General features: G+C 76.5%; 16 protein-coding genes. 13 read left to right on the forward strand and 3 right to left on the reverse strand.

The annotated features are described in order from the left end of the window. Nucleotides 1-14: 14 nt before the first annotated feature. Genes pdhA through ACWFNE_RS11620 form a run of 3 tightly spaced genes read left to right on the forward strand, consistent with a single transcriptional unit; the run spans nucleotide 15 to nucleotide 3,791 of the window. Nucleotides 15-1,274, forward strand: a complete 1,260-nt coding sequence (gene pdhA, locus ACWFNE_RS11610) for a pyruvate dehydrogenase (acetyl-transferring) E1 component subunit alpha (RefSeq protein WP_452122567.1) — start codon at nucleotides 15-17, stop codon at nucleotides 1,272-1,274. Beyond that, nucleotides 1,271-2,278: an alpha-ketoacid dehydrogenase subunit beta gene (locus ACWFNE_RS11615; protein ID WP_452122568.1), complete on the forward strand. Its 1,008-nt coding sequence runs from the start codon at nucleotides 1,271-1,273 to the stop codon at nucleotides 2,276-2,278. The genes pdhA and ACWFNE_RS11615 overlap by 4 nt, the downstream gene beginning before the upstream one ends. 22 nt (nucleotides 2,279-2,300) lie before the next feature. Then, complete coding sequence (locus tag ACWFNE_RS11620) at nucleotides 2,301-3,791, forward strand: dihydrolipoamide acetyltransferase family protein (RefSeq protein WP_452122751.1); 1,491 nt, start codon at nucleotides 2,301-2,303, stop codon at nucleotides 3,789-3,791. Nucleotides 3,792-4,029: 238 nt separating this feature from the next. Here the strand turns inward: ACWFNE_RS11620 and ACWFNE_RS11625 are convergent, their stop codons facing one another. Continuing rightward, nucleotides 4,030-4,737, reverse strand: a complete 708-nt coding sequence (locus ACWFNE_RS11625) for an SACE_7040 family transcriptional regulator (protein WP_452122569.1) — start codon at nucleotides 4,735-4,737, stop codon at nucleotides 4,030-4,032. A 132-nt stretch (nucleotides 4,738-4,869) separates the two neighbouring features. On the opposite strand from ACWFNE_RS11625, the gene ACWFNE_RS11630 reads away from it, so the two are divergent. Genes ACWFNE_RS11630 through ACWFNE_RS11650 form a run of 5 tightly spaced genes read left to right on the forward strand, consistent with a single transcriptional unit; the run spans nucleotide 4,870 to nucleotide 11,078 of the window. Beyond that, nucleotides 4,870-6,477 (forward strand): carboxyl transferase domain-containing protein, encoded by a 1,608-nt coding sequence (locus tag ACWFNE_RS11630; RefSeq protein WP_452122570.1) that lies wholly within the window; start codon nucleotides 4,870-4,872, stop codon nucleotides 6,475-6,477. 5 nt (nucleotides 6,478-6,482) lie between these two features. Next, nucleotides 6,483-8,585 carry an ATP-binding protein gene (locus tag ACWFNE_RS11635; RefSeq protein ID WP_452122571.1) on the forward strand — a complete coding sequence of 701 codons (2,103 nt, stop codon included), beginning with the start codon at nucleotides 6,483-6,485 and terminating at the stop codon, nucleotides 8,583-8,585. Then, nucleotides 8,582-9,754: an acyl-CoA dehydrogenase family protein gene (locus tag ACWFNE_RS11640; protein ID WP_452122572.1), complete on the forward strand. Its 1,173-nt coding sequence runs from the start codon at nucleotides 8,582-8,584 to the stop codon at nucleotides 9,752-9,754. Before ACWFNE_RS11635 ends, ACWFNE_RS11640 begins: the two co-directional genes overlap by 4 nt. Beyond that, on the forward strand, nucleotides 9,754-10,227 hold the full coding sequence (locus tag ACWFNE_RS11645) for a MaoC family dehydratase (RefSeq protein WP_452122573.1): 474 nt from the start codon (nucleotides 9,754-9,756) through the stop codon (nucleotides 10,225-10,227). The genes ACWFNE_RS11640 and ACWFNE_RS11645 overlap by 1 nt, the downstream gene beginning before the upstream one ends. After that, nucleotides 10,224-11,078 carry an HpcH/HpaI aldolase/citrate lyase family protein gene (locus ACWFNE_RS11650; protein WP_452122574.1) on the forward strand — a complete coding sequence of 285 codons (855 nt, stop codon included), beginning with the start codon at nucleotides 10,224-10,226 and terminating at the stop codon, nucleotides 11,076-11,078. The genes ACWFNE_RS11645 and ACWFNE_RS11650 overlap by 4 nt, the downstream gene beginning before the upstream one ends. Before the next feature lie 328 nt (nucleotides 11,079-11,406). On the opposite strand, the gene ACWFNE_RS11655 is transcribed toward ACWFNE_RS11650, so the two are convergent. After that, nucleotides 11,407-12,795: a UTP--glucose-1-phosphate uridylyltransferase gene (locus ACWFNE_RS11655; protein WP_452122575.1), complete on the reverse strand. Its 1,389-nt coding sequence runs from the start codon at nucleotides 12,793-12,795 to the stop codon at nucleotides 11,407-11,409. A 196-nt stretch (nucleotides 12,796-12,991) separates the two neighbouring features. Between ACWFNE_RS11655 and ACWFNE_RS11660 the strand changes: the two genes are divergently transcribed. Genes ACWFNE_RS11660 through ACWFNE_RS11680 form a run of 5 tightly spaced genes read left to right on the forward strand, consistent with a single transcriptional unit; the run spans nucleotide 12,992 to nucleotide 20,835 of the window. Further along, complete coding sequence (locus tag ACWFNE_RS11660; RefSeq protein ID WP_452122576.1) at nucleotides 12,992-14,317, forward strand: SWIM zinc finger family protein; 1,326 nt, start codon at nucleotides 12,992-12,994, stop codon at nucleotides 14,315-14,317. Continuing rightward, nucleotides 14,314-15,972, forward strand: coding sequence for a DUF5691 domain-containing protein (locus ACWFNE_RS11665; RefSeq protein ID WP_452122577.1), 1,659 nt, complete (start codon nucleotides 14,314-14,316; stop codon nucleotides 15,970-15,972). Before ACWFNE_RS11660 ends, ACWFNE_RS11665 begins: the two co-directional genes overlap by 4 nt. Beyond that, nucleotides 15,969-17,093 (forward strand): ATP-binding protein, encoded by a 1,125-nt coding sequence (locus ACWFNE_RS11670; RefSeq protein ID WP_452122578.1) that lies wholly within the window; start codon nucleotides 15,969-15,971, stop codon nucleotides 17,091-17,093. Before ACWFNE_RS11665 ends, ACWFNE_RS11670 begins: the two co-directional genes overlap by 4 nt. After that, nucleotides 17,090-19,612: a DUF5682 family protein gene (locus ACWFNE_RS11675; RefSeq protein ID WP_452122579.1), complete on the forward strand. Its 2,523-nt coding sequence runs from the start codon at nucleotides 17,090-17,092 to the stop codon at nucleotides 19,610-19,612. The genes ACWFNE_RS11670 and ACWFNE_RS11675 overlap by 4 nt, the downstream gene beginning before the upstream one ends. Beyond that, nucleotides 19,609-20,835, forward strand: a complete 1,227-nt coding sequence (locus ACWFNE_RS11680; RefSeq protein ID WP_452122580.1) for a vWA domain-containing protein — start codon at nucleotides 19,609-19,611, stop codon at nucleotides 20,833-20,835. Before ACWFNE_RS11675 ends, ACWFNE_RS11680 begins: the two co-directional genes overlap by 4 nt. Nucleotides 20,836-20,997: 162 nt before the next feature. On the opposite strand, the gene ACWFNE_RS11685 is transcribed toward ACWFNE_RS11680, so the two are convergent. Then, nucleotides 20,998-22,848 (reverse strand): S8 family serine peptidase, encoded by a 1,851-nt coding sequence (locus ACWFNE_RS11685; protein ID WP_452122581.1) that lies wholly within the window; start codon nucleotides 22,846-22,848, stop codon nucleotides 20,998-21,000. Between the last annotated feature and the right edge of the window lie 243 nt (nucleotides 22,849-23,091).

Raw genomic sequence — 23,091 nt, forward strand, 5'->3', positions numbered from 1 at the left:
CAACGGAGCACACCATGTTGCGTTCAGAGCTGCGTCCAGACGTCACCCCGCACACGGGTCCCGCGAGCGCCGAGCCGGCCGCCCCGCGCGACGCCGTCCCCCGGCCCACGGGCCCCGGGCCCGCGCCCGGCCCCGGGGCGGGCCCCGCGCCCGTCCAGCTCCTCGCGCCGGACGGCACCCGCCGGCCCGACCCCGAGCACGACCCGTGGGTCGCCGACCTGGACGACGACCGGCTCGCCGCGCTCTACGAGGACATGGTCGTCGTGCGCCGCCTCGACATCGAGGCCACCGCGCTGCAGCGTCAGGGTCAGCTCGGGCTGTGGCCCCCGCTCCTGGGTCAGGAAGCCGCGCAGATCGGCTCCGCGCGTGCGCTGCGCCCCGACGACTTCGTGTTCTCGAGCTACCGGGAGAACGCCGTCGCGTGGTGCCGCGGCGTCTCGACCACCGACCTCGTGCGCGTCTGGAAGGGCACCGCGGCGACCGGGTGGGACCCGCGGACCGTCGGGATGGCGACCCCGACGATCATCATCGGGGCGCAGACCCTGCACGCGACGGGGTACGCGATCGGCTGCGCCAAGGACGGCGTGGACTCGGTCGCGGTCGCGTACTTCGGCGACGGTGCGACGAGCGAGGGCGACGTCCACGAGGCGATGGTGTTCGCGGCGTCGTACCGCGCCCCGGTCGTGTTCTTCTGCCAGAACAACCAGTGGGCGATCTCGGAGCCCGTCGGGCTGCAGGCACGCCGACCGGTCGCGGACCGGGCACCGGGGTACGGGATCCCGAGCGTGCGCGTCGACGGCAACGACGTGCTCGCCGTGAGCGCGGTGACCCGCGTCGCGCTCGACCGGGCCCGGACGGGCGGCGGGCCGACGTTCGTCGAGGCCGTGACGTACCGGCGCGGGCCGCACACGACGTCGGACGACCCGACGCGCTACGTCGACCCGGCGGTGCACGAGCAGTGGGTCGCCCTCGACCCGATCGCGCGCGTCGAGCGCTACCTCGCGGGGCGGGGCCGCCTCACCGCAGAGCTGACGGCCGCGGTCACGGCCCACGCCGACGCCGCGGCCGCCGAGATGCGCGCGGGCTGCCACGGGCTCGAGCCGCCACCGCCGCTGAGCGTGTTCGACCACGTGTACACGACGCCGACGTCGTGGCTCGAGCGCCAGCGCAGCCAGTACGCCGCGTACCTCGCGATGTTCGACGAGGGCGCCGGCGACGGCGGTACCGGCCCGGGCGACGCGCGGGGCGCCGACGTGCGCGGAGGTGACCGGTGACCGCGCTCACGCTCGGCGGTGCCCTCAACGCGGCGCTGCGGCACGCGCTCGAGGACGACCCGAAGGTCGTGCTGATGGGCGAGGACATCGGCACGCTCGGCGGGGTCTTCCGCGTCACGGACGGGCTGCAGCGCGACTTCGGCGCCGACCGGGTCATGGACACCCCGCTCGCCGAGGCCGGCATCGTCGGCACGGCCGTCGGGCTCGCGTACCGCGGGTACCGGCCCGTCGTGGAGATCCAGTTCGACGGCTTCGTCTTCCCGGCGTTCGACCAGCTCGTCACGCAGGTCGCCCGGCTGCACCACCGCACGGGCGGCGCTGCCCGGATGCCGATCACCGTGCGGATCCCCTACGGCGGCGGCATCGGCGCGGTCGAGCACCACTCGGAGTCGCCCGAGGCGTACTTCGCGCACACCCCCGGCCTGCGCGTCGTGACGTGCGCCGACCCGCAGGACGCGCACACGCTGCTGCGCCAGGCGATCACGTGCGACGACCCGGTGATCTTCTTCGAGCCCAAGCGGCGCTACTGGGTCAAGGGCGAGGTCGACGAGGTGATCGACGGCTCGACCGCGCCGATGGACGCCGCGCGCGTCGTCGTGCCCGGGACGGACGTCACGCTCGTCGCGTACGGGCCGCTCGTGATAACCGCACGCGACGTCGCGCTCGCCGCTGCGGACGACGGCATCTCGGTCGAGGTGGTCGACCTGCGCTCCCTGTCCCCGATCGACCTCGCGACCGTCGAGGCGTCCGTGCGCCGCACGGGCCGGCTCGTCGTCACGCACGAGGCGCAGCAGCACGGCGGCCTCGGCGCGGAGATCGCGGCGAGCATCACCGAGCGGTGCTTCTACCACCTCGAGGCGCCGCCGGTCCGGGTCACCGGCTTCGACGTGCCCTACCCGGCCGCCAAGCTCGAGGAGCACTTCCTGCCCGACCTCGACCGGATCCTCGACGGCGTCGACCGCGTGCTCGGCCGCGAGCACTCCCTGACCGGCTGGAAGGGCTGACGTGGCGATCGAGGAGTTCCCGATGCCGGACCTCGGCGAGGGCCTGACCGAGGCGGAGCTCGTGTCGTGGGAGGTCGCCGAGGGCGACACCGTGGCGCTCAACCAGGTGATCGCCGAGGTCGAGACGGCGAAGGCCGCGGTGCAGCTGCCGTCCCCGTACGCCGGGGTCGTCGCGCGCCTGCTCGTCGAGCCGGGGACGACCGTGCCGGTCGGGACGCCGATCCTGGCGGTGGACACCGGGCCCGGGGGCGGCGCGGGCAGACCCGCGGCCGCACGCGTCGAGGCGTCGGCGGCGGCGAGCCGCGTCACCGCACCCGCCGCCGGGACCCACGGGTCTCCCCCTGCGGCGGCGCACGCCGAGTCCTCGCCTGCGACGACGCGCGCCGCCTCGTCGCCCACGGCGGCGGGCACCGGAGGGCGGTCGCCCGTGGCGGCGCGCACGTCCGTGCTGGTCGGCTACGGGCCCGCGGTGGGGACCACGGACCGGCCTCGGCGCCGACCCCGCACGTCGCGCCCGGGTGCTCCCGCCCCGCGCACCGGGCGCGCACCGGCGGACCCGCCGCCGACGGATCACCCAGGTCGTGCCGCACCTCCCGCGAGCGGGACCGTCCGCGAGCGGCCGCGCACGTACCCGCCGGTGCGCAAGCTCGCGCACGAGCTCGGCGTGGACCTCACGGGCGTCATGGGCACCGGACCCGACGGCGTCATCACGCGTGACGACGTCCTGACCCGCGCGCACCGGGACCCCGGGTCGGCTCCCGCCGCCTCCCCGGCGACCGGGACGCACGCGCCGCACGCACCCGACGGGTCGCCGCGCGAGGACCGGACGCCCGTGACGGGCGTCCGGCGCCGGACCGCCGCCGCCATGGTCGCGAGCGCCTTCACCGCACCGCAGGCGACGGTCTTCCTCACGGTCGACGTCACCCCGACGCTCGAGCTGCTCGACGACCTGCGCCGCGACCGCGCGCTCGCCGGCCACCGCCTCGGGCTGCTCACGGTCGTCGCCAAGGCAGTGACGATCGCGGTCGCGCGCACGCCCGAGGTCAACGCGCGCTGGGACGAGGCCGCCAGCGAGATCGTGCAGCCGCACTACGTGAACCTCGGCATCGCCGCGGCGACCCCGCGCGGGCTCCTCGTGCCGAACGTCAAGGACGCGGACCGCCTGCACCTCGGTGCGCTCGCCGACGCCCTCACGGACCTCACGGAGCGGGCGCGCGCGGGCACGACACCACCGGCCGACCTCGTCGGGGGCACGATCACGATCACGAACGTCGGGGTCTTCGGGATCGACGCGGGGACGCCCATCCTCAACCCCGGCGAGGCCGCGATCCTCGCGGTCGGAGCGGTGCGGCGCCGGCCCTGGGAGCACCGGGACGCGATCGCCCTGCGCAGCGTGGTGACGCTCGCGGTGACGTTCGACCACCGGGTCGTGGACGGCGAGCAGGCGGCACGGTTCGTCGCCGACGTCGGTGCGGTGCTCGCCCGCCCGGGGTCGGTGCTCGCGATGGTGTGACCGCACGGCGCGGCGGCGCCTGCCCGGGACACCGGCACGACGGTCCGGGCGGGCGCGCCGCTTGCGTGACGCAGGCCGCGGATCGGGTCCGTGCCGGCCGGTGTCGGTCGGTGCCGGTCCGTGCCGGTCGGTGCCGGTCGGTGCCGGCCGGTGCCGGTGGTGCTCGTCGGTACCGGCCCGTGCTGGCCCGGCCAGCCCGTGCGGGCCCGTGCTCGTCCGTGCTCGCCTGTGCCGGACCTCAACGCCCCGAGCCGGCCGGGTGCCCGAGCGCCGCGAGCGCCATCTCGCGCAGCAGGTCCGCGACGCGCCCGCGCGGCAGCGCGCGCGCACTGTGCGGCGTCGAGTTGAGCAGCCCGAACGTCGCGTGCGCCCGCAGGCGGAGCTCGGGCCGCTCCGCCGCCGGGTCGAGGCGCGCCAGCACGTCGACCCAGAGCTCGACGTAGCGGCGCTGCAGCGTCCGCACGGACCGGCGGTCGTGCTCGGCGAGCTGCTCGAGGTCGCGGTCCTGGACGCGGATGACGTCGGGGTCGGCGAGGGCGAACTCGACGTGGAAGGCGACGAGCCCGCGGAGCGCCGCCGCGTCGTCCGCGGCGCGTTCGACGACGGCGCGGCCCCCGTCGAGCAGCTCGGCGCTGACCCCGCCGAGGAGCGAGGCGAGCACGGCGTGCTTGCCCGTGAAGTGCCGGTACACCGCAGGTCCGCTCACCCCGGCGGCGGCGCCGAGGTCCTCCATCGACACGCCCTCGAAGCCGCGGAGCGCGAAGAGGCGGGCCGCTGCCGTCAGCAGCGCGGCACGACGCTCGGCCTTCGCACGCCCTCGGGGGGTACCCGCAGCGCCCGTCGGCCCCGTGCGGCGCGCCGCCCCGTCGCCCGGTTCGCTCGGGCTGCCCGCGCCGCGCGCACGGCTCGGCGCACCCAGGGCCGGTGTGCTCGGATCCTCGCTCACGCTGCACCCCGCTCCGCCTCGGCCCTGCCACGCGCGGCCCGGCGCGCCTCTCGGTGAACGAACACTAGCCGAATTCGGTGAATGGGTGTTCACTCGAACCCGAGACCAGCGGTCCTCCGGACAGGAGCGTCGATGACGACGACCACGAGCACGGCCGACCCCGCCGCGTCGCCGTCCGCCGCCCGCGAGGCGGCCCAGCGCGCGCTCGTCGACGAGCTCCGCGAGCACCTGCGCGCGGCGGCCCGGGGCGGCCCGGCGGCGTCCCGCGAGCGCCACGTCGCGCGCGGCAAGCTCCTCGCCCGCGACCGGGTCGACGCCCTCCTCGACGAGGGCAGCCCGTTCCTCGAGCTCGCGCCGCTCGCAGCGCACGGGATGTACGACGGCGAGGCGCCGGGCGCGGGCGTCGTCGCCGGCATCGGCCTCGTCGAGGGCAGGCACGTCCTGGTGGTCGCGAACGACGCGACGGTCAAGGGCGGCACGTACTACCCGATGACGGTCAAGAAGCACCTGCGCGCGCAGGAGGTCGCGCTCGAGAACCGGCTGCCGTGCGTCTACCTCGTCGACTCCGGCGGGGCGTACCTGCCGATGCAGGACGAGGTGTTCCCGGACCGCGACCACTTCGGGCGGATCTTCTACCACCAGGCCCGGCTCTCCGCCGCGGGGATCCCGCAGGTCGCGTGCGTCATGGGCTCGTGCACCGCGGGCGGGGCGTACGTGCCCGCGATGAGCGACGAGACGGTCATCGTCCGCGGCCAGGGGACGATCTTCCTCGGCGGGCCCCCGCTCGTGCGGGCCGCGACCGGCGAGGTCGTGACGGCCGAGGACCTCGGCGGGGGCGAGCTGCACACGCGCGTCTCGGGGGTCGCGGACCACCTCGCGGAGGACGACGCGGACGCGCTGCGGATCGTGCGGCGCATCGTCGCGACGCTCCCCGTGCTGCGCGAGCACGCCTGGGACGTCGCGGAGGTGCGTGAGCCGCTCGCGGACCCGGCCGGGCTGTACGGCGTCGTCCCGGTCGACCTCCAGGAGCCGTACGACGTGCGCGACGTGATCGCGCGGCTGGTCGACGCGAGCGAGCTGCACGAGTTCAAGCGCGAGTACGGCACGACGCTCGTGACCGGCTTCGCCCGCCTGCACGGGCACCCGGTCGGGATCGTCGCGAACAACGGCGTGCTGTTCGGGGAGTCGGCGCTCAAGGGTGCCCACTTCGTCGAGCTGTGCGACCAGCGCGGCATCCCGCTGGTGTTCCTGCAGAACGTCGTGGGCTTCATGGTGGGGCGGGACTACGAGGCGGGCGGCATCGCCAAGCACGGCGCCAAGATGGTCACGGCCGTCGCGACGGCCCGCGTCCCGAAGCTCACGGTCGTGATCGGCGGGTCGTTCGGCGCCGGGAACTACTCGATGTGCGGGCGCGCGTACTCCCCGCGGTTCCTGTGGACGTGGCCCGGCGCCCGGATCTCGGTCATGGGCGGGGCGCAGGCGGCGGCGGTGCTCGCGACCGTGCGGCGGGACCAGCTCGAGGCGCGCGGCGAGACGTGGTCGGCCGAGGACGAGGAGCGGTTCGCCGCCCCCGTCCGGGAGCAGTACGAGCGGCAGGGCTCGCCCTACTGGTCGACGGCGCGGCTGTGGGACGACGGCGTCCTCGACCCCGCGGACACCCGGCGCGTGCTCGGGCTCGCGCTCGACGTGTGCCGCGGCGTCCCCCTGGAGCCGCGCTCCGCGGCCGTGTACCGGATGTGAGCGCCGTGCCGTCCGCCCCCGGGGCGGCGACCGCTCCGCCGTTCCGCACCGTCCTGGTGGCCAACCGGGGCGAGATCGCGTGCCGCGTGATCCGCACGCTGCGCCGGCTCGGGATCCGCTCCGTCGCGGTCTTCAGCGACGCGGACGCCGGCGCGCCGCACGTGCGGCTCGCGGACGTCGCGGTCCGGCTCGGGCCGGCCGAGCCCCGGGCCAGCTACCTCGACGTGGACGCCGTGCTGCGTGCCGCGAAGGCGACCGGTGCCGACGCGGTGCACCCCGGGTACGGGTTCCTGTCCGAGAGCCCCGCGCTCGCGCGCGCGTGCACCGACGCGGGGATCGTGTTCGTCGGCCCGCCCGTGCCGGCGCTCGAGGTCATGGGCGACAAGATCGGCGCCAAGGCCCACGTCGCGCGGCTCGGGGTCCCGGTCGTCCCGGGGACGCACGAGCCCGGGCTCTCCGACGACGAGCTCGTCGCGCGCGCCGCGGACGTCGGGTACCCGCTGCTGGTGAAGCCCTCCGCGGGCGGCGGCGGCAAGGGCATGACGGTCGTGCGCTCCCCCGCGGACCTGCCCGCCGCGCTCGCCGCCGCGCGCCGGGTCGCCACCTCGGCGTTCGGGGACGACGCGCTCCTGCTCGAGCGCCTCCTCGGCGCGCCCCGGCACATCGAGGTGCAGGTGCTCGCGGACACCCGTGGCACCGTGCTGCACCTCGGCGAGCGCGAGTGCTCGCTCCAGCGACGGCACCAGAAGGTCGTCGAGGAGTCCCCGTCGCCGCTCGTCGACACCGCGACCCGAGCGCGGCTCGGCGCGGCCGCGTGCACGGTCGCGCGCTCGGTCGGGTACGTCGGGGCCGGGACCGTCGAGCTCCTCGTCGAGGGCGACGCGCCCGAGGACTTCTTCTTCATCGAGATGAACACCCGCCTGCAGGTCGAGCACCCGGTCACCGAGCTCGTCACCGGGATCGACCTCGTCGAGCAGCAGCTGCGCGTCGCGGCAGGAGGGCCGCTCGGGCTGACCCAGGACGAGGTGCGGCTCACCGGGCACGCGGTCGAGGCCCGCGTCTACGCCGAGGACCCCGCGCGCGGGTTCCTGCCGACGGCCGGGCGTGTGCTCGTGCTCGACGAGCCGACCGGCGACGGGGTGCGCGTCGACAGCGCGCTCGCCGTCGGCGGCGAGGTGGGGTCCACCTACGACCCGATGCTGTCGAAGGTCGTCGCGTGGGGGCCCGACCGCGCGACCGCCCTCGCGCGGCTCGACGCCGCGCTCGCCTCGACGACCGTGCTCGGGATCACGACGAACATCCCGTTCCTGCGCCGGCTCGTCGGCCACCCCGAGGTGCGCGCGGGCCACCTCGACACCGGGCTCATCGAGCGGCACCTCGACGCGCTCGCCGCACCGGTGCGCGTGCCGGACGCGGCACTCGTCGCAGCGCTCCGGGCCACCGCCGAGCGCTCTCGACAGGTTCTGAGCGCGGGCTCCGCGTGGGCCCGCGACGGGTGGCGGCTCGGCGAGCACGCCCCGACGGTGCACACCGTGACCTCGGGAGACGGCGAGCCGACCGAGGTCGCCGTGCTCGGCTCCGCGGACGACGCCCGGGTCCGACTCGACGGCGGCCCACCGGTGCGCGCGGGCCTCGTCCCGGTCGACGGCTCGACGGCACAGCTCACGGTCGACGGCGCCGTCCGCACCGTGCGCCTCGCCTCCGACGGTGCCACGACGTGGGTCGGGAGCGACGGGTCCGCCGTCGCGCTGCGCGTCACGGGCCGGCTCGACACGCTCGCCGAGGCACGCGCCCGCGTCGACCGTCCCGCCGGCGCGGCCGACCCGGTGGTCCGCTCGCCGATGCCCGGGACCGTCGTCGCCGTCGACGTCGCGACGGGCGACCACGTGACCGCCGGGCAGCCGCTGCTCACCGTCGAGGCGATGAAGATGGAGCACCGGGTCACGGCGACGACCGACGGCGTCGTCACCCTCGCGGCCCGACCGGCCGACCGGGTGGCGCTCGACCAGGTGCTCGCGACGATCACGCCGCACGGCACCCACCGCACCGGGCAGGAGACGACCGGGCAGGACACCACCGCGCCCGCCGAGGAAGGGACCCGACCATGAGCCACGAGCTCACCGACGCCCAGCAGCGCCTCGTCGACGAGGTCCGCGACTTCGCCGACACCGTCGTCGCACCCGCCGCCTACGAGTACGACACGAGGCGCGAGCTGCCCTACGAGATCCTCGCGCAGATGGGCGCGATGGGGCTGTTCGGGCTGCCCTTCCCGCGCGAGTACGGCGGGCAGGGGCGGGACTACCTCGACCTGTGCCTCGCCGTCGAGCAGCTCGCACGCGTCGACCAGTCGATCGCGGTGACCCTCGAGGCGGGTGTCGGGCTCGGCGCGATGCCGGTGTGGCGCAGCGGGACCGACGCCCAGAAGAAGGAGTGGATCCCGATGCTCGCGCGCGGCGAGGCGCTCGCCGCGTTCGGGCTCACCGAGGCCGAGGCCGGCTCGGACGCCGCCGGGACCCGCACGACCGCCGTCCTCGACGACGGCCACTGGGTCCTCGACGGCTCGAAGCAGTTCATCACCAACTCCGGGACGCGGATCACCCGGCTCGTCACCGTCACCGCCGTCACGGGCGAGACGACCCGGCCCGACGGCTCGGTCCGCAAGGAGCTCAGCGCGTTCCTCGTGCCGGCCGGGACGCCCGGGCTCCACGTCGGGCCTGCCTACGACAAGGTCGGCTGGCACACCTCCGACACGCACCCGCTCGTGCTCGACCACGTGCGCGTCCCCGCGGAGAACCTGCTCGGCGAGCGCGGTCGCGGGTTCGCGAGCTTCATCCAGACGCTCGACGAGGGCCGCGTCGCCTTCGCCGCGCTGTGCACCGGCGCGGCTCAGGGGTGCCTCGAGGAGGCGGTCCGGTACGCGGGGACCCGGCGGGTGTTCGGCCGGACCATCGGCGAGAACCAGCACACCCAGTTCACGATCGCCCGCATGCAGGCCCGCACGCACGCCGCCCGCCTCGCCTACCTCGACGCCGCGCACCGGATCGTCGCCGGGCGCCCGTTCAAGCTCGAGGCGAGCCTCGCGAAGCTCATCGGGAGCGAGGCCGCGATGGCCAACGCGCGCGACGCCTCGCAGATCTTCGGCGGCTACGGCTTCCTCAACGAGAACCCCGTCGCCCGGCACTACCGCGACTCCAAGGTCCTCGAGGTCGGCGAGGGCACGACCGAGGTGCAGCTCATGGTGATCGCCCGGGAGCTCGGGCTGGCGGGACGCCTCTGATGCGCGACGCCGTGCAGCGCGGCCTCTGGTACGAGGAGCTCGAGACCGACGTGCGCTACCTGCACCGCCCGGGCCGCACGATCACCGAGGCGGACAACGTCGCGTTCACGACGATGACGATGAACACCCAGCCGCTGCACCTCGACGCGGCGTGGTCCGCCGGGCAGCCGTTCGGGCGGCCGCTCGTGAACTCGATGCTCACGCTCGCGACGCTCGTGGGCAGCTCGGTCGCGCAGCTCACCCAGGGCACGCTCGTGGCGAACCTCGGGCTCACCGACGTCGACTTCCCGCACCCGCTGTTCCCCGGCGACACGCTCTACTCGGAGACGGTCGTGACGGGCAAGCGCCTGTCCGCCTCGCGCGAGGGCCAGGGCGTCGTGACCTTCGCGCACACGGGCCGCAACCAGGACGGCACCGTGGTCGCCACCGCGACGCGGACCGTGCTCCTCTGGCGTGAGGGCGCGCAGCCGTGACGACGTCGGCGCTCGGGCCCGCGCTGCTGTTCTGCCCCGCGGACCGCCCCGACCGCTACGCCAAGGCGGCGGAGCGCGCCGACGCGGTGGTCCTCGACCTCGAGGACGCCGTCGCCCCGTCCGCGAAGCCCGCTGCGCGTACCGCGCTCGTCGGGACCCCGCTGGACCCGGAGCGCACGGTCGTTCGGGTCAACGCCGCCGGGACCCCGGACCTCGCGGCCGACCTCGAGGCGCTGGCCCGCACCGCGTACCGGACCGTCATGCTGCCCAAGACCGCGAGCGCCGCGGACCTCGACGCGCTCGCGCCGTTCGCGACGGTCGCGCTGGTCGAGACGGCGGCCGGGGTGCTGAACGCCGCCGCGATCGCCGCCGTGCCGCACGTCGTCGCGCTGCACTGGGGCGCCGACGACCTCGTCGCGTCGCTCGGCGGGACGGCGAGCCGCCACCCCGACGGGCGGTGGCGGGACGTCGCGCTGCACGCGCGCGCGACCGTGCTCGTCGCCGCGGGCGCGCACGGCAAGCCCGCCTACGACGCGGTGCACATGGACATCGCCGACCTCGACGGGCTCGCGCGCGAGGCCGAGGACGCCGCCGCGTCGGGGTTCGCCGGCACGGCGTGCATCCACCCGAGCCAGCTCGAGGTCGTGCGGGCCGCGTTCCGGCCCGGCGACGCGGCGGTCGACCGGGCGCGCAGGCTGCTCGACGCGGCCGCCGGCGCGCGCGGCGTGTTCCGGTTCGAGGGGCGGATGGTCGACGGGCCGGTGCTCGCGCACGCCCGCGAGGTGCTGCGTCGAGCGGGGTCCGGGGCGCCGGAGCGGGACGGGGCGCCGGAGCGGGACGCGACGCCATAGCGACCGCACGCGTCCGTGGCGACGGTGCGTCCTGTCCGCATCTGCGTCGCTTTCGGCGCGTTCGTCACGCATGCGCGGTTCGACGTGGTGAACCGGATCGCAGCGCTCAGCGGGGACACCGGAGCGCAGCGGGCGAGTCCGTCCGGGCGCGACCACGGACGCGTCCACCGAGTCGCCACGAGCGCGACTGCGCACGCGCCGGGCGAGCCGCGAGGCGCGATCGCGCCCGCGTCGGGCGACCCACCTCGAGCACGACGAAGGCCGGCGCCGCAGGACGCCGGCCTTCGCGACGAGCCGCCCGGTGACCGGGCTTCTCGGGTGGGGCGGGTCAGGCGATCCCGTCGGCCCCGAGCTGCGCGCCGTCCGGCACGGTCGACGGCTCCCCCGGGTCGGTCAGCCGCGCGTCGCCGGTCACGACGACGTCACGCCCGAACGTCCAGTCGCCCTGCACGCGCAGCGCCGACGCACCGGCGAGCGAGGGGGCCACGGGGATGCGCTCGTCGAACTTCCCGATCGTCTTGTAGTGCTTCCCGTCGAGGTCCACGAACGGTGCGTCCACGACCGCCTCCAGCCGGTGGTCCTCGGTCGAGCGGTACACGTCGGAGCGCAGCACGAGCAGGTCGTTCGTCGTCTTGACGGGCAGGAACCGCGAGCGGTCCACCTCGAGCACGACCGCGCCGTCGAACACCTCGATCGCCGCGCCCATCGCCGACTCGATCTGCACCACGGGCGTCGACGAGGAGTCGGTGGGGTCGACCGTCTTGTCGTTGCGGATCAGCGGGAGGTCGAGCACGCCCCCCGTGCGCTCGAGCTCGTCGGCCAGCGCCCGCAGGTCCAGCCACAGGTTGTTCGTGTTGAAGAACGGGTGCGTCTCGATGTCCGCGGCCGCCTCGGCGTCCTCGGGCAGGGTCTGCGCGGTCTCGCGCAGCACGATCCGGCCGTCCGCGGCACGCACCACGAGGTGACCGCCCTTGCGGTCGGCGGGCGTGCGGCGCGCGACCTCGGCGGCGAACGGCGCGCCCGTCGAGGCGAACCAGCCGGCGATGCGCGCGTCGGGCGAGGCACCGAGGTTGTCGGAGTTCGAGACCGACGCGTACCGGTAGCCCGCGTCGAGCAGGCGCTCGAGCGTGCCCGACGCGTGGAGCGCGGTGTACAGGTCGCCGTGGCCGGGCGGGCACCACTCGAGGCTCGGGTCCGCGGGCCAGTCGACGGGCGTCAGGTCGTCGGCACGCAGCTTGGGCTCGCGGTTCTGCAGGAAGTCGAGCGGGAGACCCTCGACCGCGAGCTCGGTGTGCGGTGCGAGCGCCTCGAGGGTGTCCTCGCGCGTGCGGAAGCTGTTCATCAGGACGAGCGGGAGCCGCGCACCGGTCGCGGCGCGCGCGGCCAGCACCTGGTGGGCGATCACGTCGAGGAAGGTCTGGTCGCCGCGCACGCGCAGCAGCGACTTCGCGCGGTCCATGCCCATCGAGGTCCCGAGGCCCCCGTTGAGCTTGATGACCGCGGTCACGGCGAGGGCCTCGCGGGCCGCCTCGTCGGACACGTCGAGGGCGGACAGGTGGGGCACGTCGGTCAGCGGGCGCACGTCCGTCTCGGCGATGGCACCCGTCTCCCCCGACTCGAGGAGACCGTAGAAGCGGGCGAAGACGTCGATCGCAGTGGGCGCCACCCCTGCGTCCGTCATCTTCTGGCGGGCCTGGTCCAATCCGTCAGCGCTCATGCTTCGAGACTAGGCGCCGGACAAGTCGGTGCACACCCGGCGCCCGGCCCGTGGGCGGTGCCCCGGCGTCCCGACGCGCAGGTCCGCGGCGGCGTCGCCGCGGGTTCGCCCGGACGTCGTCGGGTGTTCGGCCGCAGGTCGGGCGACGCGGGCGAGCCGCCTGCGCCGTGTCGGACGACCTGGCTACCGTGACGCCATGCCCCAGCGCTGGACCGTCGAGCAGGCGCTCGCGATCGCCCCCGACGCCTCCTCGGCCGCGGCCGGGCGCAAGCTCGCGACGTCGGGCTCCTGGTCCTCCACGGGCGCGGCGCCGGGGGTCGTGTGGGGGCTGTGCGCGGGCTCCGGCTCGACGCCGTACCAGACGGTCGTCGACCTCACCGAGCCGGCGTTCAGCTGCTCGTGCCCGAGCCGCAAGTTCCCGTGCAAGCACGCCCTCGCGCTCCTCCTGCGGTGGGCCGGCGGCGAGGTCGCCGAGCACGACGAGCCGGCCGACTTCGCCGCGACGTGGCTCGAGGCCCGCGCGGCGCGTGCTGCACGCAGCGCCGAGCGCGCCGAGGTCCGCGCCGAGCGCACCCCGTCGGACCCCCGCGCCGCCGGTCGGCGCGAGCAGCGCGAGCAGCGCGTCGCGGCCGGGGTCGCCGAGCTCGAGCGCTGGCTGCGCGACCAGGTCCGGACCGGCGTGGCGTCGGCGGACACCGCCGGCTACGCGCTGACGGACCCGGTCGCCGCCCGGCTCGTCGACGCGCAGGCCCCCGGGCTCGCGGCCGCGGTGCGCCGGCTCGCGTCGGTGGCGGCGTCGGGCGAGGGCTGGCCGGGGCGCCTGCTCGAGGAGCTCGCGCTGGTGCACCTCCTGGTGACCGCGCACGGCCGGCTCGACGAGCTCCCGGCCGACCTCGCCCAGACGGTCCGCACGCGTGCCGGTGCGACCGTCCGGACCGAGGACGTGCTCGCAGGACCGCCGGTGCGGGACCGCTGGGACGTGCTCGCGCTCCGGGACTCCTCGGACGGACGGCTCACGACCCGGCGCGTGCACGTCCGCGGTGCCGGGACGGGCCGTGATGCCCTCGTGCTGTCGTTCGCGGGCCCCGGCCAGGTGCTCGACGTCTCGCTCGTCCCGGGCACGTCGCTCGACGCGGACCTGCATCTCTACCCCGGCGCGCTCCCGCTGCGAGCGGTGGTCGGCACCCGTCACGGCGAGCCGGGCCCGCTGTCCGCCGTGACCGGCTGCGGGGTGCGGGACGCCCTCGCGGCGTGGGCGGGCGCGCTCGCCGCGGACCCGTGGACGGCCGACCTGCCGGTCGTGCTGGCGGACGTCCAGGTCGTCGCCACCCGGGACGGCACACCCGACGGCTGGCTCGTCGCAGACGCCGCCGGTGACGCGCTCCCGCTCGTGCCCGCCGCCGGGCTCTGGACGGTGCTCGCCATCGCGGGCGGTCACCCCGTCACCCTCGTCGGCGCCCTGACCCCACGCGGGGTCCGTGCCGAGTCGGTCCTCGCCGATGCCGCTCTGGTGCCGGCATGAGCGCCGTCCCGCCCCAGGGTCCGGCGCGCGGGGGCACGCCGCCCGCGGCCGCCGAGCCGGGCACGTCGGCGCCGGCGGACGAGTCGCTCGTCACGGTCCACGCCCGCGGGCTCGAGTGGGACGACCTCGTGACGGCCGCGCTGCTCGGCGTGGCGCGGCGCGCGGTCGACGTCGCGACCCTCCCGGGCGAGGTCGGCCGGCTCGCGGCGAGCCTGCCGGGCACCGACGCACCGGGACGCCTGCTCGACGCGGCGGCGCTGCTCACCACGCTCCGGCGCGCGGGCACGCGGCCGCTCCCCGCCCCGCAGCCCGTGCCCGCCGCACCGCACGAGACCGCGGCAGCCGCCTCGACCGCTGCCGGGGCCCGGCTCGCCGGGCTGCTCGCGCGGACCGACGCGCTCGCGGAGCGGCTCCTCGACGAGTGGCTCGCCCTCGCCGCGGGCCACGGCCGGCTCGCGCCGCCCGCACAGCTGCCGCGCCTCCTGGACTGGGCGAGCGCGCGCGGCGAACGCGGTGAGGTCCGGCGCGACCGTGCCGAGCGCGTGGCGCCCGTGCTCGGTGCGCGCGGGCGCTGGCTCGCGGGCCACCGGGCCGAGTGGGAGGCGGTGACGCGGCGCGACACCGCCGGTCCGGACGCGTCCGCGGGGCCCGGCGACGTCTGGACCCGCGGGACCGCCGCCGACCGTCGCGACCGGATCGTCGCGGTGCGCCGCAGGGACCCGGCAGCCGCGCGCGCGATGCTCCTCGCCGCGGACCCGTCGACCCTCCGAGGCGAGGAACGCGCCCAGCTCTACGGCGTCCTCGCGGACGGTCTGGGACCCGCGGACGAGGAGCTGCTCGAGCGCGCGCTCGACGACGCCCGCCAGGACGTGCGGACCGTCGCGGCAGCGATGCTGCGCCGCCTCCCGGGCAGCGCCCACGCCGCCCGCGCCGCGGCACGTGCCGTCCCGCTGGTGCACGTCGAGCGGCGGCGGCTGCGGCGCGTCCTGGTCGTCGACCTGCCCGCGACGGACCCGGGCGGCCGGGACGACCGAGCGCTGCCGCCGGCGCCGACCGGCACCGGCGCGCGCGTCTGGCTCCTGCGCCACCTCGTCCTCGCCACCCCGCTCCGCGCCTGGGAGGAGGCCCTCGGCGCCGGGCCCGACGAGCTCGTGGCCCTGCCGGTCGCCGACGACCTCCGAGGTCAGCTGCGTGCCGGCTGGCTCGGCGCCGCCCGTGACCAGGCCGACGCACCGTGGGCCCAGGCGCTGCTGCGCGACGCCGATCCCGGCGAGCGGGTCGCGCTGCTCCGCGTCCTCGGGGTCCAGGAGCGCGCGGAGCACGTGGCCGCCGCGGTCGACGCGCTCGCGCAGGAGGGCGGGCGCGCGGTGCTCACGCACGTGGACGCCCTGCTGGGCACCTGCCCGCGGCCCTGGCCACCCGCGCTCACCGCCGCGGTGCTCCGCTGGCTCGCCCGCGAGCGCTCGACGGACACCTGGCACGCCGACTGGGCGCTGCGGACCGTCGCGATGCGGCTCCCGACGGACGCCACGACCGAGGACGCCGTGCGGGCCGCCGGGCTCGCACGCGCCGACGACGACCCGTGGCGCGCGCGCGTGCTGACCGTCGCGGACACGCTGCACGACCGACGCCACATGACCGAGGAGCTCCGTTGACCATCACCCCTCAGGCCGGGCCCGCCGACGCGGACGGCGCCGACGCGCTCCTGCGCCCGCACGCCGAGCAGGCGTTCGCCCACGAGCTCGCGGCGCTCGCCGCGCACGACGACCGGCCGCGCCCGCCCGCCTGGCTCCTGTCCCCCGGCGCCGTGGTGACGTACCTGCTCGGCGGGGTGCTCGGTGACGGCACGGTGATCACCCCGAAGTACGTCGGGCCGCGCCGGCTCGTCGAGGTGGCGGTCGCGACCCTCGCGACGGACCGCGCGCTGCTCCTCCTCGGTGTGCCCGGGACGGCGAAGACGTGGGTGAGCGAGCACCTCGCGGCCGCCGTCAGCGGCCGGTCGACCCTGCTCGTCCAGGGCACGTCCGGCACCGGCGAGGACGCCATCCGGTACGGCTGGAACTACGCGCGGCTGCTCGCCGAGGGCCCGACCCCCGCGGCCCTCGTCCCCTCCCCGGTCATGACCGCGATGCGTGAGGCGAGGATCGCGCGGGTCGAGGAGCTCACCCGCATCCCGTCCGACGTGCAGGACGCCCTCATCACCGTGCTCTCCGAGAAGTCGCTGCCCGTGCCCGAGCTCGGCACGGAGGTGCAGGCGGCCAAGGGGTTCAACGTCATCGCGACGGCCAACGACCGCGACCGCGGCGTCAACGAGCTGTCCTCGGCGCTGCGTCGGCGGTTCAACACGGTCGTCCTGCCGCTGCCCGCCACCGAGCAGGAGGAGGTCGAGATCGTGACGCGGCGCGTCGCCCAGCTCGGTGCGGCGCTCGAGCTCCCGCCCGTCCCGGCCGCCGCCGAGGAGATCCGCCGCGTGGTGACGGTGTTCCGGGAGCTGCGCTCGGGCCGCACCCTCGACGGGCGCACGACCCTCAAGCAGCCGTCGGGCACGCTGTCCACCGCCGAGGCCATCTCGGTCGTCACCCAGGGGCTCGCGCTCGCCGCGCACTTCGGCGACGGGACGCTCCAGCCGTCGGACATCGCCGCGGGGATCGTCGGCTCGGTCGTCAAGGACCCCGTCGCCGACCGCGCCGTGTGGTTCGAGTACCTCGAGGCCGTCGCACGTGAGCGCGAGGGCTGGCACGAGTTCTACGCGGCATGCCGTGAGGTCAGCGGATGACGGTCGCCCCGGTCGCGGAGGCGGGCGCGGGCACCGGTGCGGCGGCGCGCGGGGGTCTCGCGGGACGGGACGAGGCGTCGACCCGCGCGGGTGCAGCGGCGCCCGAGCGCGGGACGACCGGCGCGGACGCCGCCCCGGGCGGCGACGACGGGCCGGACCAGGGCGCACCGGTCGTCGAGGTCATGGGCGTGCGGCACCACGGTCCCGGCTCGGCGCGTGCCGTGCGGGCGGCGCTCGAGCGGCTGCAGCCGGACGTCGTGCTCGTCGAGGGACCCGCCGACGCCGATCCGCTCGCCGTGCTCGCCGGCGACCCGGAGCTCGTGCCGCCGGTCGCGATGCTGGCGTACGCGAACGACGACCCGGCCACGGCGGTGTTCTGGCCGTACGCGGTGTTCTCCCCCGAGTGGCAGGCGCTGCGCTGGGCCGCGGAGCACGGGGTGCGGGTGCGGTTCTGCGACCTGCCGTCCGGCGCGGTGCTCGGGCGGGCGACCGGCGCGGAAGGGACGCCCGCGCAGCCCGACGGGCAGGACCTTCCTGTCGCACCCGAGACCCCTCGCGCTGCCGACGACCCCGACGCGCTCGCGCCCGGCGGCCCAGCCGAGAGTCCGGGCGCACCCGACGGCGCCGACCCGTCCGGGCCGGCGGACCCGCCCCTCGACGCCGCGTCCGCGCTGCGCCGCGACCCGCTGGCGGCGCTCGCCGCCGCCGCGGGGTACGACGACCCCGAGCGGTGGTGGGACGACGTCGTCGAGCACCGGCTCGAGTCCCCCACGCCGTTCCCGGTGCTCACGGAGGCGATGGCCGAGCTGCGGCGGAGCGCGGACCCGCTCCCTCCCGAGCGGCAGGCGCACGAGGACCGCCGTGAGGCGTACATGCGACAGACGCTGCGCGCCGAGCTGCGCGCGGGCGCCCGCCGGGTCGCCGTCGTGTGCGGCGCGTGGCACGCCCCGGCGCTCGACGGGCGCCTCCCGCCGGCCGCAGCCGACGTCCGTGCGCTGCGCGGGCTGCCGCGCCGCGCGACGTCGGTCACGTGGGTGCCGTGGACGTCCTCGCGGCTCGCGTCGGCCTCGGGGTACGGCGCGGGCATCGCGTCACCCGGCTGGTACCACCACCTGTTCACGGCCCCGGACCATGTCGTCGCACGCTGGCTCACACGGGTCGCCGGTGTGCTGCGCGCGGAGGACCTGCCGGTCTCGTCGGCGCACGTGATCGAGGCGGTCCGGCTGGCTGAGGCGCTCGCGACGCTGCGAGGACGCCCGCTCGCGGGGCTCGACGAGGTCATCGAGGCCACCCGGGCGGTGCTGTGCGAGGGCGACGACGCGGTCCTGGCGCTCGTGACGGCTCGGCTCGTGGTCGGCGAGGCGCTCGGCACGGTGCCGGAGTCCGTGCCGACGGTGCCGCTCGCGAGCGACCTGCGCGCGAGCGCCCGGCGTCTGCGGCTCAAGGTCGAGCCGCTCGCCCGCACCCTCGAGCTCGACGTCCGCAAGGAGATCGACCGCGAGCGCTCCCGCCTGCTGCACCGCCTGCGCGTGCTCGGCGTCGGCTGGGGCGTGCCGGCGGCCGCGACCCGGCGCAGCACCGGGACGTTCCGCGAGCCATGGACGCTCGTGTGGCGACCCGAGCTCGCGGTCGCCGTCGTCGAGGCGGCGCTGTGGGGCACGACGGTGGAGGCCGCCGCCGGCGCCCGGCTCGGGGCCGCGGCCGGGGAGGCGTCGCTCGTGGGGCTCACCCGGCTCGTCGAGGACGCCCTGCTCGCGGACCTGCCGGCGGCGATGACGCCGCTCCTGGCCGCGCTCGACGCGCGCGCCGCGCACGACGTCGACGTGGTGCACCTCATGACGGCGCTGCCCCCGCTGGTGCGTGCGTACCGCTACCCGGGCGTGCGCGGGACGGACGTCGAGCAGATCGGCCGTGTCGCGGACGCGCTGCTCGTGCGGGTCTGCGCGGCGCTGCCGTCCGCCGTCACGGCGCTCGACGACGACGCCGCACGCGAGCTGCGGACCGCGCTCGACGCGGTGCACGACTCGGTGCTCCTGCGCGAGGAGGCCGTCGGCGGGGAGCTGTGGTGGTCGGCGCTCGCCTCGCTCGCCGACCGCGACGACGTCTCCGGGGTGCTCGCCGGACGTGCGACGCGCCTGCTGCGCGACGGCGGCCGGCTCGACGACGCCCCGGTGCGGCTCGCCCGCGCGCTCTCCGCGGGTGCGCCGGCGCCGGCGAAGGCCGCGTGGGTCGAGGGCTTCCTCGAGGGCGGCGGCCTCCTGCTGGCGCGCGACGACGAGCTGCTCGGGGTCCTCGACACCTGGCTCACGGGGCTCCCGGAGCGGGACTTCACGGACGTGCTCCCGCTGCTGCGCCGCACCTTCGGCGCGCTGTCCGCGCCGGAGCGGCGTGCCGTCGGGCAGGCGGCCGCACGTGCACCGCGCACGGCCCCCGACGCCGCGGCGGCGACCGGCCCCGACGAGGTCCGCGCGCTGCCGGCACTGCACACCGTCGCGACGATCCTCGGAGGTCACCCGTGAGCGAGAACGGCAGCTCCGACCTGAGCGCGTCCCGCCCCGCTGTCGACGAGGCGGGGCGTCTGCGCCGGTGGCGCCTGGTGCTGGGCGGCGCCGGGCAGCCCGGTGCGGCGCCCCTGCACGGCGCCGACGCGGCCATGGACGCCGCGCTCGCCGCGCTCTACGACGCCGACGACGGCACCGGGGCACGTCCGGGCGGTCCGCGGGGGGCCGGGCTGGGCGCGTCAGCGCCGCGCGTCGCCCGCTGGCTCGGCGACATCCGCACGTACTTCCCGAGCACAGTCGTGCAGGTGATGCAGCGCGACGCCGTCGACCGGCTGAACCTGCGTCAGCTCCTGCTCGAGCCCGAGCTGCTCGGCGCCGTCGAGCCCGACGTGAGCCTCGTCGGGACGCTGCTCTCGCTCAACCGAGTGATGCCCGAGACGACTCGGGCCACCGCACGGCAGGTCGTCGCGTCGGTCGTGGCCGAGGTCGAGCGACGGGTCGCGGACCGGACACGCTCGGCCGTCGCCGGGGCGCTCGACCGGACGAGCCGCACGCAGCGCCCCCGGCTGCACGACGTCGACTGGGACGCGACGATCCGGGCCAACCTGCGGCACTACCTCCCGGAGCACCGCACGGTGGTGCCGGAGCGCCTCGTCGGCCACGGTCGCCGGCGCCAGGTCGTCGCGCGCGACGTCGTGCTCGCGATCGACCAGTCGGGATCGATGGCGGAGTCGGTCGTGTACGCCTCGGTGTTCGGTGCGGTGCTCGCCTCGATGCGCGCACTGTCGACCTCGCTCGTGGTCTTCGACACCGAGGTGGTCGACCTGACGCCGCTGCTCGCCGACCCGGTCGACGTGCTGTTCGGGACACAGCTCGGTGGCGGGACGGACATCAACCGGGCGGTCGCGTACTGCCAGGGGCTCGTCCGCAGGCCGGCGGACACCCTGCTGGTGCTGATCAGCGACCTCTACGAGGGCGGCGTGCGCGACGAGCTGCTGCGCCGGGTCGCCGACCTGACCGCGGCGGGCGTGCAGGTCGTCGTGCTCCTCGCACTGTCGGACTCCGGCGCGCCGTCGTACGACCGCGAGAACGCCGCGGCGCTCGTCGAGCTCGGCGTGCCGGCGTTCGCGTGCACGCCGGACGCGTTCCCCGACCTCCTCGCCGTCGCGCTCGCCCGTGGTGACGTCGGGGCGTGGGCGGAGCGGTCCTTCGCGCCGGGAGCGGCCGGCGCGCGACGCTGACCGGTCGACGACGGGGCCGCCGCCGGCGACGGGGCACGCGCAAGGGCACCGGCGCGCGCGGCTCCAGGGTGCGCACGCCGGTGCCCGTCCGGGGGACCGGGCTCCCCGGCGGCCCGTGGGTCGGGACCACCGGGGGCCTCGGTCGGTCAGGTCATCCGCCGGTCACCAGCCCAGCTGGATCGTGTACGCGCCGGCCCCGCCGCCGTAGTAGGTGGTGCGGGCGTAGTACGTGGCCGTGGAGGTGCCGGTGTTGCGCACCGACGCGGTGTCGACCCGGCCCGCTCCGAGCCGGCTGCTCGCGAGCGCCGAGCTGCCCGACCCGTACAGGTACAGGTCGTAGTCCGCGGCGCTCGACCCGGGCGTGAGGCGCACCGTGAGCGTCGCCCCCGCCGGGACGGCGACCGCGAAGTAGTCGGTGTCGGTGCTCGACCCCATCGTCGCGGTGAGCGTGCTCGGCGCGGCGACGGCGTTCGCGGCGCTGCGCGTGTTGTTCGGCTCGACCTCGCTCGTGCCGACCGGCGGGGTCGTCGGGGTGGGCGTCGGGGTCGGGTTGGTGCCGCCGGTGGCTGCCCGCACGGCGGCGTTCGCGTCGACCATGCCCGCGCCGCAGCTCGAGCACGTCGCGACGAACGGGCGCGCGGTCGACTTGAGCGTGCTCTCGACCTGGTCGGGCGTCAGCGCCGGGTTCGCGGCGATCACGAGCGCGGCCGCGGCGGCGACGTGCGGCGTCGCCATCGACGTGCCCTGGTAGTAGGCGTACGAGTCGCTGCCGGGGCCCGCGGTGCCGGTGTTGAGCGTCGAGAGGATCCCGCGGGTCTGCCCGCCGCTCATCTCCCCGCCGGGCGCCGCGACGTCGACGAGCGTCCCGTAGTTCGAGTAGGAGGCCCGCGCGCCCGTCGGGCCGTAGGCGGCGACGGCGATGACGCCGGAGCAGTTCGCCGGGCTCGAGCTGGAGACGTTGCGGTTCTCGTTGCCCGCCGCGACGACGACGACGGCACCGTTCGCGCGGGCGGCCGTGATGGCGCGCTGGCTCGTGGTGTCGCAGGCGCCGCTGCCGCCGAGCGACAGGTTGAGGACGCGGGCCCGGTTCGCGTTGGCCGGCACCCCGGTGACCGAGCCGCCGGACGCCCAGATCATCGCGTCGGCGATGTCGGAGGTGTAGCCGCCGCACGTCCCGAGGACGCGCAGGGGCACGATCTTCGCGGCCGGCGCGGCACCTGCGACGCCGGCGCCGTTGCCGGCGACGGCCGCGATGGTGCCGGCGACGTGCGTGCCGTGCCAGGACGACGTCGTGGCGCCCCGCCCGGCGACGCACTCGTTCGCCGCGGTCCAGTCACCGGGGTCGCTGGCGTCGCCGTCCCGGCCGTTGCCGTCGTTCGAGACCTCGGTGTCGGTGATCATGTCGTAGCCGCCGACGACCGCCCCGGACAGGTCCGCGTGGGGGCGGTACCCCGTGTCGATGACGGCGACGTTGACGCCCGCTCCCCGCGTGACGTCCCAGGCGCCGAGCACGCCGATGCCGACGGTGCTGGTCTGCAGGCCCCACAGGTCGGACCAGCGGGGGTCGTTCGGCGCGGCGGCGGCGGGCTGCAGCAGCCGGTCGGGCTCCGCGTACTCGACGCTCGCGTCCTCCGCGGCGACCTGGGCGGCGAGCGCCTCGACGTCGGCGACGGGCAGCGTGGCCGACAGCGCCCACACCTGGGCGCCCTGCGCGGTGTCGCGCACGTACTCGACCTCGGCACCGTGGGCCTCGGCTGCGCGGGCGATCCGGTCCTGACGACCGGCCTGGACGTCGGCGCTCGCGCTCGCTGCCAGCGGCTGCGAGCGGTAGCGCACGATCACCCGGTCGGTGCCGGGCGCGTCCGCCGTCGCGTCGACGGACGGCGCCGACGCGTCGGGGGCGGTGTCCTCCGCCGTCGCGGCCACGGCCTGCGGGGCCAGTGCCCAGGACGACGCGAGGAGCACGCCGGCGGCGAGTGCGGCCACCGGGCGCGTCGTGAATCTGTGCTGCATGAGGGTCTGCCTCTCGGCTGCGTGGGTGTGGACGTCGTCCGTGCTCGGTCCCGACCGGTCGGGATGTCGCTCCGGTGCGACGTGCGACTCACGGTAAGCATCGCTATGACTGCGGTCAAGGGCGTAAGTTACTCCGCGGTACACCGTCACGGGAGCCACCCGGTCACGCCCCGGGCGCACCGCCGACGACGCCCTGCGCGCGCCCACGAGCGGCCCGCCGGACGAGTCACGCGGAGCACCGGC

Source organism: Cellulomonas sp. NPDC055163 (assembly GCF_053607065.1).

Bases quoted from the DNA above. Each gene is read 5' to 3' on its own strand.
- ACWFNE_RS11685 (WP_452122581.1), bottom strand. From the start codon at position 22,848: ATGCAGCACAGATTCACGACGCGCCCGGTGGCCGCACTCGCCGCCGGC.
- ACWFNE_RS11655 (WP_452122575.1), bottom strand. From the start codon at position 12,795: ATGAGCGCTGACGGATTGGACCAGGCCCGCCAGAAGATGACGGACGCA.
- ACWFNE_RS11630 (WP_452122570.1), top strand. From the start codon at position 4,870: ATGACGACGACCACGAGCACGGCCGACCCCGCCGCGTCGCCGTCCGCC.
- ACWFNE_RS11640 (WP_452122572.1), top strand. From the start codon at position 8,582: ATGAGCCACGAGCTCACCGACGCCCAGCAGCGCCTCGTCGACGAGGTC.
- ACWFNE_RS11675 (WP_452122579.1), top strand. From the start codon at position 17,090: ATGACGGTCGCCCCGGTCGCGGAGGCGGGCGCGGGCACCGGTGCGGCG.
- ACWFNE_RS11620 (WP_452122751.1), top strand. From the start codon at position 2,301: ATGCCGGACCTCGGCGAGGGCCTGACCGAGGCGGAGCTCGTGTCGTGG.
- ACWFNE_RS11665 (WP_452122577.1), top strand. From the start codon at position 14,314: ATGAGCGCCGTCCCGCCCCAGGGTCCGGCGCGCGGGGGCACGCCGCCC.
- pdhA (WP_452122567.1), top strand. From the start codon at position 15: ATGTTGCGTTCAGAGCTGCGTCCAGACGTCACCCCGCACACGGGTCCC.
- ACWFNE_RS11660 (WP_452122576.1), top strand. From the start codon at position 12,992: ATGCCCCAGCGCTGGACCGTCGAGCAGGCGCTCGCGATCGCCCCCGAC.
- ACWFNE_RS11645 (WP_452122573.1), top strand. From the start codon at position 9,754: ATGCGCGACGCCGTGCAGCGCGGCCTCTGGTACGAGGAGCTCGAGACC.